This is a genomic window from Ornithinimicrobium cryptoxanthini (assembly GCF_023923205.1).
GTDB lineage: Bacteria > Actinomycetota > Actinomycetes > Actinomycetales > Dermatophilaceae > Ornithinicoccus > Ornithinicoccus cryptoxanthini.
This window is the reverse complement of the sequence record NZ_CP099490.1, coordinates 1,780,312-1,794,541: the sequence shown is the minus strand read 5'-3', so window position 1 is coordinate 1,794,541 and position 14,230 is coordinate 1,780,312. Positions and strand designations below refer to the sequence as shown.

The following is a 14,230-nucleotide window of genomic DNA, read 5'->3' as shown; positions in this document are numbered from 1 at the left end:
CACTGCTCCTCAGGGCTGGGCGATGCGGGTGTAGGAGTCCGGGCGGCGATCACGATAGAACTGCCAGTCGTCGCGCATCTGCTGGACCATGTCCAGGTCCAGGTCGCGGATGAGCACCTCCTCAGACTCCGACGAGCCGCGCTCCCCGACGAAGTTGCCGCGGGGGTCGATCACCTGACTGGTGCCGTAGAAGGTGACGGCCTCCTCGCCATACTCGTTGTCCTCCCGCCCGACCCGGTTGGGCTGCAGCACGAAGTAGCCGTTGGCCACAGCCGCGCACGGCCCCTCGACCTCCCACAGCCGGTTGCTCAGCCCCGGTTTGGTGGCATTGGGGTTGAAGACCAGGTGTGCGCCGTTCAGACCGAGCTCGCGCCACCCCTCCGGGAAGTGCCGGTCGTAGCAGATGTAGGTCCCGACCTTGCCGACGGCGGTGTCAAACACTGGGTAGCCCAGGTTGCCCGGCCGGAAGTAGAACTTCTCCCAGAACTTGTCCAGGTGCGGGAGGTGGTGTTTGCGGTATTTTCCGAGGACGCTGCCGTCGGCGTCGACCACGACCGTCGTGTTGTAGTAGACGCCGGTCTGCTCCTCCTCATAGATCGGCAGGATCGAGACCAAGCCGAGCTCTTTGGCCAGGTCGGCGAAGCGCCGGACGATTGGGCCGTCGGACGGCTCGGCGTACCGGTAGTACTTCGCGTCCTGGGTGATGCCGAAGTAGGGGCCGTAGAACAGCTCCTGGAAACAGATGACCTGCGCGCCCCCCGCGGCGGCATCCCGGGCGAACTGCTCGTGCTTGTCCAGCATCGAGTCCTTGTCACCGGTCCAGGTGGTCTGGGTGATTGCCGCCCTGACGGTAGCCATGTGTGTCCTGTTCGTCGACGCTGACGTGAGGTGGTCCGCGTCCTAAGTCCTGCCCTGTGAGGCAGTCCTGGCACGCGGCCCCGAGGATCACCCAATCTAGCGGAGGATGGAGCCGGCGTTAAGGGTTTTGGCTGACGACTTGTTGCTGGGCTCAGGCGGGCGGTTGCCCCCAGGCCGCCACCAGCGCCTGCCGGGTGTCCTCCAACAGGCTCGGCAGCGCCTTGGTCTGACCGATCACGGGCAGGAAGTTCATGTCGCCAGCCCAGCGCGGCACGATGTGCTGGTGCAGGTGGGCGGCAACGCCGGCACCCGCGACCTCGCCCTGGTTCATGCCGATGTTGAAGCCGCCGGGGGCCGACGCACGGCGCAGGGTCTCGATGGCCGACTTGGTCAGCGCCGTGAACTCGGCCGTCTCGGCGTCGGTCAGGTCGGTGTAGAGCGGGACATGGCGGTAGGGGCAGATCAGCACGTGCCCCGGGTTGTAGGGGAAGAGGTTGAGCACGACATAGCAGTTCGCGCCGCGGTGCACGATCAGCCCCTCGGCATCGTCCTTGTCCGGCGCCGCGCAGAACGGGCAGCCCTCCCCCGCGTGCTCGGTGGGCCGCGCGCCCTGGACATAAGCCATGCGGTGCGGCGTCCACAGTCGCTCAAAGCCGTCAGGCACGCCCGCGAAGTCGTCCCCGTGCTCCAGTTCGACCATGCCGCGATCCTAAACCGTGGCGCTCTCCTGCCGTGGCCCCGCCGGACGGTCAGTCGACCCGACACGGTGGGCCTAAACCCGACAAGGTGGGTCGCGACCCGACAAGTTACCCCGGGTCGGGGGACACCTTCTCGGGCTGGGTGAACGTGCCCCGCGCGGGCGTGGCGCGTGCGGGAGCCGGCTGGGAGCTGGTCCCACACACCATCGCCTCCCGGATCCTGACCACCACGGCCATGGGGTCAGCCAGGTCGGTCCAGATGACCCGCACCACGACATACCCGAGCGCCCGCAACCTGTCCTCTCGTCGCTTCTCGTCCCAGAGCGCTCGGCCCGTGGCATCCGCATACTTCACCCTGCCGTCGAACTCAAGCACCACGTTGGTCCCCCTGACCAGGAAGTCCACGCGTGCCACAAAAGTTCCTTGTTCGTCCCTGATCGTGGCCTGCGGAACGACCTCAATCCCGCCCACGATGCAGACGAACCGCATGCGCGACTCCCCCACCGACTCGATCCGTCCGACAGCAAGCTCGGCGACCCGCCTGCCTCGGCGCGAGTGGGGCCCAACGTCAGCGGCTGCCTTCTCCACCAGCTCTCGGCGCGGCACGAGAGCAGCGCGGACGGCCGCATCCGCGGAGGCTAAGCCTTCTTCCACCCCTCTGCACTTCGCATGTTGCAGGAGGGCGGTGCTGATCGCCACGGTGGGCCCGTGAGGACTTGCCCTCACCGCATCGTCTGCTCCGGCATCGATGACGATCCCGGCGCGGCGGACCTGACCCTTGCGCCGTACCTGACTCGAAGATCAGGTGAGTGTTGGGGCTGTCAGGCGGCTCCTCGGGGGTGGACGGTGACGTCGTAGCCCAGTGCTTGGAGTTGGCGGAGGGCGTGGCGCTTGGCGCGTTCGGGGTTGCGTCGGGTGTAGTAGTCCGGGCCGGGCTCTGCGTAGAGCTCGCCGGTGTTCATCATGGTCCAGACGAGGGTGAGCAGGGTGCGCTCGGTAGCGACGACGGCCTTGCCTTTTCCGCGGGACTTGGCCAGCCTGCGGTACTTGGTGTTGAGGAAGGTGCCCGGGTGTCGGGCGATGGACAGGGCTGCTGCACCGAGCGCGCCCTTGAGCCAGCGGTTGCCGGGGCGGGTTTTGCTGGATTTCTTCCGGCCGGCGGACTCGTGGTGGCCTGGGCAGACACCGGCCCAGGAGGCCAGGTGCCCGGGGGTGGCGAAGACGCTCATGTCGCCACCGGTCTCGGCGATGATGACGTCGGCGGTCGGGACGCCGATCCCGGGGATGCTGGTGACCAGCTCTCGGGCTGCGCGAAACGGGACCATCGCCTCCTCGATACGTTCGGTAAGGGTGTTGATCGCGGCCGTGTGTTGGTCGATCAGTTCCAGGTATAACTGGACCAGGAAGGCATGGTGCTCGGTGAACCGGCCGGCCAGTGCCTGGGTCAGGGCCGGGATCTTGACCCGCAGCCTGCGCACCGACAGCTCGGCCAGCGTGGCGGGGTCGCGTTCCCCGGCGACCATCGCTGCCAGGATCGCCCGCCCGGAGACTCCCGTGATGTCGGTGGCCACGACCGACAGTTTGATGCTGGCGTCCTCGAGGACCTTCTCCAGGCGTTGCGCCTCGCGGGTGCGTTCCCGGGTGACCGCGGTGCGGGCGCGGGTCAGGTCCCGCAACTGGCGGATCGGGGGCGGCGGCACGAAACTGGCCCGTAGCAGCCCGTGCGCGGCCAACTGGGCCAACCAGGCGGCGTCCGAGACGTCGGTCTTGCGGCCGGGCAGGTTCTTTGCCTCATGCGCGTTGACCAGCGTCACTTCGAACGGGCCGTCCTCCAGCAGGTAGTAGAACGGTTTCCAGTAGTCACCCGTGGCCTCCATCACCACGCACGCACGTCACCCGGCCGTGACCAGGTGCTCGCGCAGCGCCAGGACGTCGCCGGTCATCGACGACCAGGTGGTGATCTCCTCGGTGGGGCGGACCTTGCCCGAGGGCACGATCCGCACGCACGCCTTGGCGTCCCGCTTGGACACATCCAGTCCCGCACAGCGCGGGTGCAGCACTTCCATCGTCCTGTTCCTTCCGTGATCCGTGATCTGAGATGTGTGGACCGCGGGCGGGGCTGATCAGGTTCTGGAGTCTGACTCGCGTGCTCGTAGCAACAATCCACGGTTCCCGTGGCAGGCCCCGCACCTCACACTCTGTTACTGGCTCACCGGCACAAAGAAGTGTCCGAGGTCGACCACGATCCACGCTCCCCACTGTCCACCCGAACGACCAAGGTGACCAGTCAGGACTCTTCTGACCCCACGACGGCCGCCACGCGGCCCCAGGCACTCTGATGAGACTGGCCGCCGCAAGCGCACCTCTGGCGGCACGGTCACGACGGGGATCCCGTGGGCCAGCAACGCGGTCCAGTGGCTAAGGACACCGTCCGGCACCAGGAGCAGCGCGCCACGAGCCAGCTGGAGATGGCGCTCCACCGTGGTCGACGGATAGTGGTCTGCGAGGACGTAGAGACCGCGGGTGAGCCGGATGATCTCGTGGGCCGCCAGCGCGTGCCGCACTGCCTTGCGAGAGCTTCCGACTAGATGCACCTGCCCCGTCGTGAAGAGTCCGTGCTGCTTCTCCGCCAGTTGCCGCACCGCGAGGTCCATTCCCGCACCCTCACCTGCACTGCACCGGCGGCGGTTCGATGCTGGGCGACCTGTGGACGACGGCTGGCCAGTTGGAGTGCGGTGCACAGCGCACGAGAGAGTCGAGGCTCTGGATGTCGGGGCCCTCGCCAACGGTCTTCGGGAAGTGACCTTGAGGGCGGGCTGTGCGGCGTGGGAACAGGCACCGCCCGAGCCTGGTTCTTGACACATGCCCGATTCGAAGAGTTCAGCACAGCAGGAGTTCATCCAGCCCGGGGAGCCGTGGGTGCGCAAGCAGCTCGATGTCATCGACGATGCAGGCGGAGACACGACGGTCGCCCAGATTCAGGGTCGACCGATTGTCGTGGTCACGGTGGTCGGTGCCAAGAGTGGACTTCCACGACGCGTTCCCCTGATGCGGGTGGAACACGGTGGGCGCTATCTCGCGGTCGCCAGCAAGGGCGGAGCACCGAAGGACCCGGTGTGGGTCGCCAGCATCCGCAAGAACCCGGACGAGGTTGTCGTGCGCGACGGCACCACCGACATCCCGATGACCAGCCGCGAGCTGAGTCCCGGTGCGGAGCGCGACCTCTGGTGGGATCGCGGTGTCGCGGCCTTCCCGCCCTACGCCGACTACCAGCGCAAGACTGAGCGGACGATCCCGGTCTTCCTGCTCGAGCCACGCTGACCGCCGCCTGCTCAAGCCCACTCGACCGCGGACCCGGCTTGACCCGAGAAAGTGGCCCCGAACCCGACGAACTACCTCGGGTTGAGGGACTCGTTCTCGGGTTGAGGGCCACCTTCTCGGGTTGAGGGGCGAGGCACGATCCGGACTTCCCCGGAACTGACTCAGATCTGGACGCGGTCGTGCACAGCTGCGGCGATCTCCTCGATGGCCTCCGCGATCGGGACGCCGTTCTTCTGCGACCCGTCGCGATAACGGAACGAGACCGCACCGGCGTCGCGGTCGTCGCCACCGGCGATCAGGATGAACGGCACCTTCGACTTGCTCGCGTTGCGGATCTTCTTGGGGAACCGGTCGTCAGACAGGTCCAGCTCCACGCGCAGGCCCGCGGCCAGCAGCTGGGCCTCGACCTCCTTGAGATAGCCGTCGAACTCCTCGGCCACCGGCACGCCCAGCACCTGGACCGGCGCGAGCCACGGCGGGAACATCCCGGCATAGTGCTCGACCAGCACCCCGATGAACCGCTCGATCGAGCCGAACTTCGCTGAGTGAATCATCACCGGCTGCTGCCGGGTGCCGTCGGCTGCCGAAAACTCCAGCTCGAAGCGCTCGGGCTGGTTGAAGTCATACTGGATCGTCGACATCTGCCAGGTCCGCCCGATCGCGTCGCGCGCCTGGACCGAGATCTTCGGACCGTAGTAGGCCGCACCTCCGGGGTCGGCCACCAGCTCCAGACCTGACTCGCTGGCCACCTGCTCCAGGATCGCGGTGGCCTCCTCCCACTGCTCGGCCGAGCCGATGAACTTGTCCTTCTTGTCGCCGTCCTCGTCACGGGTGGACAGCTCAAGGTAGTAGTCGTCCATCCCGAAGTCGCTCAGCAGCGTGGTCACGAAGTTGAGCAGGTGCTTGATCTCAGCAGGAGCCTGCTCGCGCGTGACGTAGGAGTGGCTGTCGTCCTGGGTGATCATCCGCACGCGGGTCAGGCCCTGCAGCACGCCGGACTTCTCGTTGCGATAGACCGTGCCGAACTCAAAGAAGCGCAGCGGCAGCTCACGGTAGGAACGACCGCGGCTGCGGAAGATCAGGTTGTGCATCGGGCAGTTCATCGCCTTGAGGCGATAGGGCTGCCCGTCGTCGTCGATCGGCGGGAACATCCCGTCGGCGTAGTAGGGCAGGTGCCCGGAGGTGTGGAACAACCCCTCCTTGGAGATGTGCGGCGTCCCGACATACTGGAAGCCGGCTTCGATGTGGGCCTGGCGGACGTAGTCCTCCATCACCCGCTTGAGCACGCCGCCGCGGGGGTGGAAGACGGGCAGGCCCGGGCCGATCTCCTCTGGGAAGGAGTAGAGGTCCATCTCGGCACCGAGCTTGCGGTGGTCGCGGCGCTCGGCCTCGGCGATGCGGTCCAGATAGGCCTTCAGCTCGTCCTTGGACGGCCAGGCGGTGCCATAGATCCGTTGCAGCTGCGGGTTCTTCTCCGAACCGCGCCAGTATGCCGCGGCGCTGCGGGTGATCTTGAAGGCGTTGCCGATCAGCTTGGTCGTGGGCAGGTGCGGTCCGCGGCACAGGTCGCCCCAGACCGGCTCACCCTTGCGGTCGACATTGTCATAGATGGTCAGCTGGGCCCCGCCGACCTCGACCGAGGCGCCCTCCGCGGCGTCCTCGGCAGCGCCGCCCTTGAGCCCAATCAGTTCCAGCTTGTAGGGCTCGCCCGACAGCTCGGCGCGGGCGGCGTCGTCAGAGACCTCGCGCCGGTGGAACGTCTGACCAGTGTTGATGATGCGCTGCATCACCTTCTCGAGCTGCTTCAGGTCCTCCGGGGTGAAGGGCTCGGCCACATCGAAGTCGTAGTAGAAGCCGTCGCGGATCGGGGGCCCGATGCCCAGCATGGCCGCCGGGTTGATTTCCTGGACGGCCTGCGCGAGCACGTGGGCGCACGAGTGGCGCAGCACGTCGAGCCCGTCCGGCTCGCTGATCAGCACCGGCTCCACGACCTCGCCCTCGGTCAGCTCGTGGGCCAGGTCGCGCAGCTCCCCACCGACCCGCGCGACCACGACCTGCCTGTCGTCGGCAAATAGGTCAGCGGCAGTCGTGCCCTGATCGACCGTTCGCTCGCTGCCGGCGACGGTGACGGTGATCTGGGCGGACACAGTGACTCCTCGGGTGGGTGTGCATGGTTTCGGCCGCAGGGCGGCGCTATGCAACTCTAATGGGGTGAGCCAGCCGAATCGTCCACCACGCCCCCAGGCGGTCCTGACCGTCGAGTCCTCCCAGTGGGTCTCCCCGACCACGGTGCGGTTGGTCGCCGGCGGACCCGGCTTCTCAGAACTCAGCTTCAACGACTTCACCGACGCCTACGTGAAGCTGGTCTTCGTCCGGCCGGAGCTGGGGCTGACTCCGCCGTATGACGAGGCGGCCCTTCGCGAGCAGCTCCCGCCCGAGGACTGGCCGGTGCGACGCACCTACACCCTGCGCTGGGTGGACCGGACGAGCGAGCGACTGGCGATCGACTTCGTGGTCCACGGGGACGACGGCTTCGCCGCGCCCTGGGCCCGCAACGCCCGACCGGGCGACCAGTTCAGCCTCTCGGGGGCAGGCGGGGCCTACTCCCCCGACCTCACGGCGGACTGGCACCTGTTCATCGGCGACGAGTCAGCCATGCCGGCCATCGCCGCTGCGCTGGAGCGGCTGCCGTCAGATGCCCGGGGGGCAGCCTTCTTCCAGGTCACCGAGGAGTCGGGACGGTTCGAGATCACCGGGCCGGTCGGCATACGACAGACGTGGCTGGTCGGCCCTGCCGAGCAGACCACCCTGCTCGCGGACGCCGCGGCGGCATGGCCGTGGCCACACGGCCGGGTGCACGTCTTCGCCCACGGTGAGCGGGAGTCGATGAAGGCCGTGCGTGCTGTCCTCAAGGAGCGGGGCGTGCCCCGTGAGGACCTGTCGCTGTCGGGCTACTGGGCCAACGGACGGACCGAGGACCGCTTCCAGGCCGAGAAGCGCGAGCCCATCGGCAAGATCCCGGACTGACCATCAGGCTGCACCAGCAGCAGCCCGGGGTGGGCCGCGTCAGTCTCGCGGACCGACTGGTGCAGGTTCGGCGGACTCCAGTCCGGCCGGTTCTGGCAGCAGGTCGAACTGGCGAGCTGCGCGGACCGCCTCCCGTCGACTGGTGACCCCCAGTTTGCGGTGCACGGACTTCAGGTGTTGCTTGACCGTGTTGACCGAGATGCCCATCTCGTCGGCAATCTCGGCGTTGGACCGCATGGTCGGCAGATAGGCGACGACCACGCGCTCGCGCTCGGTGAGGGGCTCGAGCAACGTCGCCAGGGAGGGAGCCGCCGGAGGCTTCACCTCGATCTGCTGCAGGAGCAGCTGGACAAACGCGCCATGGCGACCGTCGACCAACTGGTGGAGCCGCAAAATGGCAGCGACGTGGCCGCCCGGCACGCGGAAGGGCAGGACCAGTCCCTGTGGGGCCGCAACGTCGAGTGCATAGCCCATCGCCTCCGTCGCCAGGACGTCGTGACGCAGCCGGTCCTCGGCCAGCGCGGTCGCCACCCACCCGGTTGCGGCCGAGGAGGGCGACTGTTCGACGGCTGTCGCCGCGGCCGCGCGAACCTGCTCCGGCCGACCAGAAGCTAGCAGCACCAGACCTCTGACCAGTTCGATCGGGTCCTCATCGGGCCAATCGAGGTTGACCGTGGCATCGCCTCGAAGCTGCGTCCGGCGCAGGTCATGAGCAGCGAGCAACTCCAGCGCGTGATCAACATTGCCCGCCCCTAGCTCGACCTCGATCTCGAGCGCGGCCCGCAGGAGCACGGCATACGTCAGCCCGGGATAGGCACAGTCCTTCTCGGAACGAGCGAGCGCTCTTCGTGCGCCTCGCAGGTCCCCGGCGATGAGCGCTGCCCGCACACGGGCCAGCGCCAGACAGACTGGCACGAACGGGTCGGGTCCACCGACCGCAACACTCTCGCCGGCTGCCAGCGCTGGCAGCCGTCTCCTGGTGTCCCAACGACTGCTCCGCAAGGGCGAGCGCCAGCCAAGCTGGGCCGCTCCCGTGCGGTCTCTCGATCGGTGACGCCTCCACCTGGCCGACCACCGCGAGCGCCTCGCGCCGGGCTGCGGCAACCTGCCCACACATCACCAGCGCCAGAGCAGTCAGTCCCTGGTGATAGACCGCGGCGTATCCCGTGAACGTCTCCTGGCCAAAGACCATCGCCTGACGCAGGAGTCGCAGCGCAGCTGCCGGCCGACCCGACCACAGCTGGCCCACCGCAACGATCTTGAGGGGGACTCCCCTGAAGACCGCCCAACCGGGGGCGTCCTCGCCACGCAGTCCCCCGACCAACCGAACGGCCTCCTCAGACGCCCTGGTGAGTTGCTCGGTGTCACCGGCCACGCGCGCCTCCAGCGCCTGCAACACCCGCAGGTTCAGCAGCGTGATGGTGCGGCGAGGCTCGGGCAGTTCGTGGACCCCAGCTTCCACCAGCGGCAGGAGGTCGACGGTCCTGGCATGGTTGTCCTGGCTGTAGGCGCCCAGGGCACGGAGCATCAGCAGCTCGGGATCGTGTGGTGACGCCTGTGCGCAGATCCGGCTGATGATCGACCCCAGCGGCGAACGGTGCCCGGAGAACACCAGGACGGCCGAGGAACCCAACCCCACGCGCACGCTCAGCGCCAGGTCGTCACTGGCGACGGCATGCTCCAGCGCGAGAAGCCACTCCCCGGCGCCCTCGAACCACACGCTCGCGCGGCGGTGCAGTTCGTGCTCCAGCTCAAGCTCGTCCCGGTTCAGGCGCGACCGGAGGGTCTGCAGGAGGAGTGGGTGGTAGCGGGACCAGCCACTCTCCCCGAGCTCATGGACCAGCAGGTGGTCGCCGGAGAGGGACCTGAGCAGTCCCGGTGCAGAGTCGTCCCGCGTCAGGACTTCGGCCAGGGGCGCGCAGATCCGGTCGGTGACGCAGGTGCGCAGCAGGAAGTTGGCGCGCGCCGGGCCGAGGCTGCGCATGACCTCCTCGTCGAGGTAGCCCGCCACCAGCGGCTGCTGGCCGCTGAACTGACGAAGCGCACGCTGAGGGTCGCTCGCGCCCTCCATGGAGAGCAGCGCCAGGCGCAGACCAGCGGCCCACCCCCCACTGATGCGCACCAGCTCAGCGAGCCCGTCCTCGGCGAGACGCACGCCACCGTCCTCCAGGAGCTGACGCGTCTCCGCGGAGGTGAAGGCCAGGTCAGCGGCGCGCACCTCCCCCAGGTGCCCCGCGAGTCGATGCCGGTGCAGGGAGAGCGAGGGATCGTGCCGGGAGATCAACACGACGTGCAGGCCCTCAGGCGGAAGTCGCAGCAACTGGTCGAGACCATCGAGCACGTCAGCCGGGAGCTCATGCACGTCGTCCAGGACCAGAACGACCTGATGACCCGCGAGGCGTCCGTGCAGTGCCTCGACGAACTCGTCGTCAACGCTGCGAGGAGACTGGACCACGCCGAGCGTCCCAGGCTCCAGCGCTCGTTCGAGAGCAGTCAGGACGGCACCCCAGAACCGGCTAGGCACACCCACCACGCGATCGAGCGTGACCCAGGCAACAGGTCCGGGGGCGCGGCCCTCGCGGACCCACGTGGCCACAGCCAGGGTCTTGCCGGTCCCGGGCCCCGCGCTGACGAGCGTGAGCGGACGGGCCACGGCGCGATCCAGCAGTCGAGTTACGCGCTCGCGCGAGATCAGCCGAGTGGAGGGCAGCGGGACAGTCAGTCTGGCCGCAGCCAGTGGCGAGACCCCCTCTGCACGTGGCATGCCGGTTGTCTCCTCAAGCCGCCAATGTCGCTCTTAGACTAGCGATCATCCCAACGTCTGGGAAGGGTCTTGCGCGACGTGGATCTCCCTGATCACTGTCGCCGACGCCTCGAGGCGCGACAGCACCGCGAAGAGTGCGTCCTGGTCGGCCAGGAGCACCTCGAAGGTCGTGGTGAACCGCTGCTCGACCTGTGGGACCGAGTCCAGTGCGCGCAGGATGTATGCCGCAACGTTCCCCTCCACCTGGATGCGCACCTGGAGCCCCGGCTCGGTCTCCGGATGCGCGCCCACGTGCCTTGTCGGGTCGACAGGTCCGGGGTCCAGCCGCTCGACGTCGTCGAGCGACAGACCGGCAAAGTGCAGCCGCTCCAGGACACCGAGGAGTGAGGCCTGATCAGGAACGACCCCACGCAGGATGCTGCCGCCCGGCACCGGGCTCTCGACAAAGCCCGACAGTTCCTCGCGCACCGCGCGGGGAAACTCACCACGCACACCAATTTGCACCTTGACGGAGGACACCTGACCATCGTGCGCGGCGTAACACCTCCTGTGACTACCCGTTGGGGGTGATCCGCGCTTGCAGGGCGGGGCAGCAGGCTGGGCCGAGAACTCGAATGTTCACCGCATTTGATGGGCCGTCGCGCCCCCTGCCGTCGCGAAACGTGCGCGGTCCCCACCCAGAGGAGGACACCTGATGGCCGAACTCATCATCCGGGTGCCGTCCGTGGCGCTTCCCGCGAGCGTCGTGCTCAGTGCCTGCGGTGGCGCGGGCTCTCCTGACCTTGCTGGGCGCTCGTTCGTGACCGAGACAGCGTCTGGGGTGATGGAGCAGGACGAGTGGCTCTCCACCTTCCTGAATCGCAGCCCGCAGTGTCCATGGACGGCACGCATCTCACTCTCGGGGACAACTCCGAGGGCCTGACCCTGACTGAGAAGGACTGATCAGACCATGACTGTCGCCGCGCAGGACCGTCTCGCACCAGTCGACATGATCGTCGTCGAGTTCCCTGGCGGAGAACTTTCCACCCAGGGCTTCGAGGTGCTGCAGGATCTGGTCCGTCGCCACGTCATCCATATCCTGGACCTGGAACTGGTCCGCTCGGGCAAGCAGGGAGACGTCCGCCTCATCGACATCGAGGAGGCCGTCGGCGTGGCATCCCCTGAACTGAACTTCCTCATCGGTGCCTCCTCGGGACTGCTCGACGAGGACGACGTAGCGTTCGTCGGGGAACAGATCGAGCCTGGCAGTCTCGCCGCCGTCGTGGTGTTCGAGCACGTGTGGCTGACGCCACTGGTCGACGCTCCAGGATGGGCGGGCCCGCCTAGTGACCGCAGCCCACCTCGACGCCGCAGCGGTTGCCGAAGCCCTGGCCGACCAACAAGACCCAGACGAGATGGAAGGAACACCAGCATGAGCCTGCTCCGCACTGCCGCACGCACAGCAGTCATCACCAGCACGGCCACCCGGGTCCACCAGCGCGCCTCACGGCGCCAGAGCGGCCAGTGGGCTGAGCAGCACCAGCAGCCTGTGGCTCCGGCGGCGCCAGAACCACCTCCCGCAGCCGCGCCCGCAGCGCCGACCCCAGCCCCCGCACAGGACACGGCCACGATGATCGCCCAGCTCACCCAACTGGGCGAACTGAAGGCTGCGGGGGTGCTCACGGACGCCGAGTTCGAGGTGCAGAAAGCTCGGGTGCTCCACGGCGGCTGAGCTGAGGGCCGCACCACAAGTCGCTGCCGTTCTGGGGCCTCAGTGCGCTCCGAGGCGTCAGGGCGCTCCGAGGCGTCAGGGCGTTCTGGGGCGTCAGGGCTGTGCAGCGCTGGCGCTCTCGCCTCTGCGTCCCGCAAGAACCTTCTTGAAGAGCACCAGTGGCAGCAGGACCGCCGCGAGGAGCACCACGATCCAGACCACGAATGGCGCCAACACCCAGGTCAGCACACCCTCGATCCGGACACCGTTGGTGAAGATGGTGGTGAGTAGGAGGCCGATGAACGTCGTGACCAGGGCGATGCCACCACGCAGGGCTGGGACGTAGGACACGGCCATCTTGAAGACAAAAGGTCCAAGAAGGATCTCTACCAGGGACAAGAAGAGCACGCTGATCAGGAAGCCCAGCGGTGCCAGGTGGAAGCCGGGCAGCAGCCAGGCCGCCACCAGGAGGCCAAGCGCGTTGCCCATCAGATAGAGCAACGAGGTTGCCAGAAAGCGGATCATGGGTCACTCCTGTGGTGGAAGGTCTCGGTCCGTGCCGACAACGTGGGGAAGCTGGCCAGAGGGGTGGTGCTGATCGCTCACCGCCCGATGCCGCTGGCGATGATTCCGGTCACGACGACCGAGGTGATCGTGACGGTGGAGAAGCCCGCAACCATCATCTTGGGCAGGATCTCGCCCTCGATCGCGGCGACCTCCTCAGGAGTCTCCCCAGCCCCCTTGGCAGCTTCCTGGGACAGGATCATCGTCCCTGGGAAGCCGTAGAGCGAGGTCAGCCCGATGGCGATTGACATGGAGACCGTGTAGCCAAGCAGTTTGCCGGTGATGGCCGCAAACAGCAGGATGCCGGCCACACCGAAGACGAACGCGATCAGCAGCGGGAAGGCAAGTGCCGTGACATCCGCCACCTCGACAGTGGCCAACGGGGCGAACACCAGGATCAGGATAGAGATCATCATCAGCCCGAAGGAGTCGATCCCGTTCAAGATCCCCGTCTTGAAAACACCCGTGGCCCGCAGCACGATGCCCAGGATCAGCGCGACGACAAAGGTGTTGAGGATGCCGTCGGTCGCGTTGTTAATGAGGATCGAGACAAGCACGACCGCACCCACGACCATGAGCACGCCCGGGGTGGTCTGCAGGACGGCCGGCAACTTCGACGGTGCGACAGCCGCTACCTCCTCGGAGACGGGTGTGGCCAGGTTGCCGGCCCTGTACTCCCCCTTCAACCGAGCCGCTTCCTTCCGCAGGATGATCGAGGTGAGCGGGAACCCGATCAAGCCCTGAAGCGCCGCGATCAGCACCGGGAAGACGGCCACCGCCGTCAGACCGACGTCGAGGGCAGCCTCCTGGATGATGAGCACCGAGATCGTCCCGCCGCTGAGGGCACCCACGCCTGCGATGACGAAGTCGAGCGCCTGGGCGACGCCGTCATAACGGCCCTCCTGACGCCCACCGCCAAAGATGAAGCCTGCGATCCATAGCAGGACGCCGATGCCGACCACCGTGACGATCCCCACGACGAGGGTCTTCCACTGTCGTTTGAAGTCGTCGACGCTGATCAGGGTGCCGAGGTGGACGATGATAAAACCCACCACGACGCCGCCCAGGGCCAGCAGCGAAGCACTCGCCAGCAGGTCCTCGGGGAAAATCCCCGTGAGGAACCCGACCAGGAAGATGATGGACGCGACGAAGAGCGACGACAGCAGGGACTGGGTCTTCTTGGCCACGAAGTCGCTGACGGTCCACACCGCCATCACCACCACGAAGGCCAGCACCGGGTTCATCGGATCCGCTCCGGATGTGGGTTCTGATGCATGAGGACCTCTCGGTGTGTGGGTTTGTAGGACC

15 protein-coding genes and 1 pseudogene are annotated in these 14,230 nt (G+C 67.4%); 4 read left to right on the top strand and 12 right to left on the bottom strand.

Going from position 1 to position 14,230, the window contains the following annotated elements:
* Positions 1-9: 9 nt before the first annotated feature.
* The 5 genes and pseudogenes from NF557_RS08230 to NF557_RS08210 all read right to left on the bottom strand — a co-directional run bounded on the left by NF557_RS08230 (position 10) and on the right by NF557_RS08210 (position 4,210).
* Entirely contained in the window at positions 10-858 is an 849-nt protein-coding gene (locus NF557_RS08230) for a nitrilase-related carbon-nitrogen hydrolase (protein WP_252623622.1), read from the bottom strand.
* Between the two features lie 151 nt (positions 859-1,009).
* Positions 1,010-1,558, bottom strand: a complete 549-nt coding sequence (locus NF557_RS08225) for an HIT family protein (RefSeq protein WP_252623619.1) — start codon at positions 1,556-1,558, stop codon at positions 1,010-1,012.
* A gap of 106 nt (positions 1,559-1,664) precedes the next feature.
* Positions 1,665-2,210, bottom strand: coding sequence for a hypothetical protein (locus tag NF557_RS08220; RefSeq protein WP_252623617.1), 546 nt, complete (start codon positions 2,208-2,210; stop codon positions 1,665-1,667).
* Positions 2,211-2,377: 167 nt separating this feature from the next.
* Positions 2,378-3,622, bottom strand: a pseudogene (locus tag NF557_RS08215) (IS110 family RNA-guided transposase).
* A 135-nt stretch (positions 3,623-3,757) separates the two neighbouring features.
* Entirely contained in the window at positions 3,758-4,210 is a 453-nt protein-coding gene (locus NF557_RS08210; protein ID WP_252623601.1) for a type IV toxin-antitoxin system AbiEi family antitoxin domain-containing protein, read from the bottom strand.
* Positions 4,211-4,418: 208 nt separating this feature from the next.
* Between NF557_RS08210 and NF557_RS08205 the strand changes: the two genes are divergently transcribed.
* On the top strand, positions 4,419-4,877 hold the full coding sequence (locus tag NF557_RS08205; RefSeq protein WP_252623599.1) for a nitroreductase family deazaflavin-dependent oxidoreductase: 459 nt from the start codon (positions 4,419-4,421) through the stop codon (positions 4,875-4,877).
* A gap of 161 nt (positions 4,878-5,038) precedes the next feature.
* On the opposite strand, the gene thrS is transcribed toward NF557_RS08205, so the two are convergent.
* Positions 5,039-7,024 carry a threonine--tRNA ligase gene (thrS, locus tag NF557_RS08200; RefSeq protein ID WP_252623597.1) on the bottom strand — a complete coding sequence of 662 codons (1,986 nt, stop codon included), beginning with the start codon at positions 7,022-7,024 and terminating at the stop codon, positions 5,039-5,041.
* A 64-nt stretch (positions 7,025-7,088) separates the two neighbouring features.
* On the opposite strand from thrS, the gene NF557_RS08195 reads away from it, so the two are divergent.
* Complete coding sequence (locus NF557_RS08195) at positions 7,089-7,904, top strand: siderophore-interacting protein (protein WP_252623595.1); 816 nt, start codon at positions 7,089-7,091, stop codon at positions 7,902-7,904.
* 39 nt (positions 7,905-7,943) lie between these two features.
* Here NF557_RS08195 and NF557_RS08190 read toward each other — a convergent pair whose 3' ends face one another.
* The 3 genes from NF557_RS08190 to NF557_RS08180 are packed head-to-tail and all read right to left on the bottom strand — an operon-like array spanning position 7,944 to position 11,187.
* A complete protein-coding gene (locus NF557_RS08190) occupies positions 7,944-8,696 on the bottom strand; it encodes a helix-turn-helix transcriptional regulator (RefSeq protein ID WP_252623593.1) in 753 nt (250 codons plus the stop codon).
* The gene (locus NF557_RS08185) at positions 8,641-10,668 is read right to left on the bottom strand and encodes a winged helix-turn-helix domain-containing protein (RefSeq protein WP_342454514.1); all 2,028 of its coding nucleotides are present in this window, start codon (positions 10,666-10,668) and stop codon (positions 8,641-8,643) included. Before NF557_RS08185 ends, NF557_RS08190 begins: the two co-directional genes overlap by 56 nt.
* A 45-nt stretch (positions 10,669-10,713) precedes the next feature.
* Entirely contained in the window at positions 10,714-11,187 is a 474-nt protein-coding gene (locus tag NF557_RS08180) for a hypothetical protein (RefSeq protein WP_252623590.1), read from the bottom strand.
* Positions 11,188-11,362: 175 nt separating this feature from the next.
* Here NF557_RS08180 and NF557_RS08175 point away from each other — a divergent pair, with 175 nt between their 5' ends.
* The gene (locus NF557_RS08175; protein WP_252623588.1) at positions 11,363-11,590 is read left to right on the top strand and encodes a hypothetical protein; all 228 of its coding nucleotides are present in this window, start codon (positions 11,363-11,365) and stop codon (positions 11,588-11,590) included.
* Here the strand turns inward: NF557_RS08175 and NF557_RS08170 are convergent.
* A complete protein-coding gene (locus tag NF557_RS08170) occupies positions 11,561-11,944 on the bottom strand; it encodes a hypothetical protein (RefSeq protein ID WP_252623586.1) in 384 nt (127 codons plus the stop codon). The two genes, NF557_RS08175 and NF557_RS08170, sit on opposite strands and share 30 nt — an antisense overlap.
* A gap of 135 nt (positions 11,945-12,079) precedes the next feature.
* Between NF557_RS08170 and NF557_RS08165 the strand changes: the two genes are divergently transcribed.
* Positions 12,080-12,379 carry an SHOCT domain-containing protein gene (locus tag NF557_RS08165; protein WP_252623582.1) on the top strand — a complete coding sequence of 100 codons (300 nt, stop codon included), beginning with the start codon at positions 12,080-12,082 and terminating at the stop codon, positions 12,377-12,379.
* A gap of 93 nt (positions 12,380-12,472) precedes the next feature.
* Here NF557_RS08165 and NF557_RS08160 read toward each other — a convergent pair whose 3' ends face one another.
* Together NF557_RS08160 and NF557_RS08155 are read right to left on the bottom strand one after the other, a co-directional pair.
* A complete protein-coding gene (locus tag NF557_RS08160; protein ID WP_252623580.1) occupies positions 12,473-12,883 on the bottom strand; it encodes a phage holin family protein in 411 nt (136 codons plus the stop codon).
* Positions 12,884-12,960: 77 nt separating this feature from the next.
* Positions 12,961-14,166, bottom strand: a complete 1,206-nt coding sequence (locus NF557_RS08155; protein WP_252623577.1) for a hypothetical protein — start codon at positions 14,164-14,166, stop codon at positions 12,961-12,963.
* Between the last annotated feature and the right edge of the window lie 64 nt (positions 14,167-14,230).

Bases quoted from the DNA above. Each gene is read 5' to 3' on its own strand.
- NF557_RS08230 (WP_252623622.1), bottom strand. From the start codon at position 858: ATGGCTACCGTCAGGGCGGCAATCACCCAGACCACCTGGACCGGTGAC.
- NF557_RS08225 (WP_252623619.1), bottom strand. From the start codon at position 1,558: ATGGTCGAACTGGAGCACGGGGACGACTTCGCGGGCGTGCCTGACGGC.
- NF557_RS08210 (WP_252623601.1), bottom strand. From the start codon at position 4,210: ATGGACCTCGCGGTGCGGCAACTGGCGGAGAAGCAGCACGGACTCTTC.
- NF557_RS08205 (WP_252623599.1), top strand. From the start codon at position 4,419: ATGCCCGATTCGAAGAGTTCAGCACAGCAGGAGTTCATCCAGCCCGGG.
- NF557_RS08185 (WP_342454514.1), bottom strand. From the start codon at position 10,668: ATGCCACGTGCAGAGGGGGTCTCGCCACTGGCTGCGGCCAGACTGACT.
- NF557_RS08175 (WP_252623588.1), top strand. From the start codon at position 11,363: ATGGCCGAACTCATCATCCGGGTGCCGTCCGTGGCGCTTCCCGCGAGC.
- NF557_RS08165 (WP_252623582.1), top strand. From the start codon at position 12,080: ATGAGCCTGCTCCGCACTGCCGCACGCACAGCAGTCATCACCAGCACG.
- NF557_RS08160 (WP_252623580.1), bottom strand. From the start codon at position 12,883: ATGATCCGCTTTCTGGCAACCTCGTTGCTCTATCTGATGGGCAACGCG.
- NF557_RS08155 (WP_252623577.1), bottom strand. From the start codon at position 14,166: ATGAACCCGGTGCTGGCCTTCGTGGTGGTGATGGCGGTGTGGACCGTC.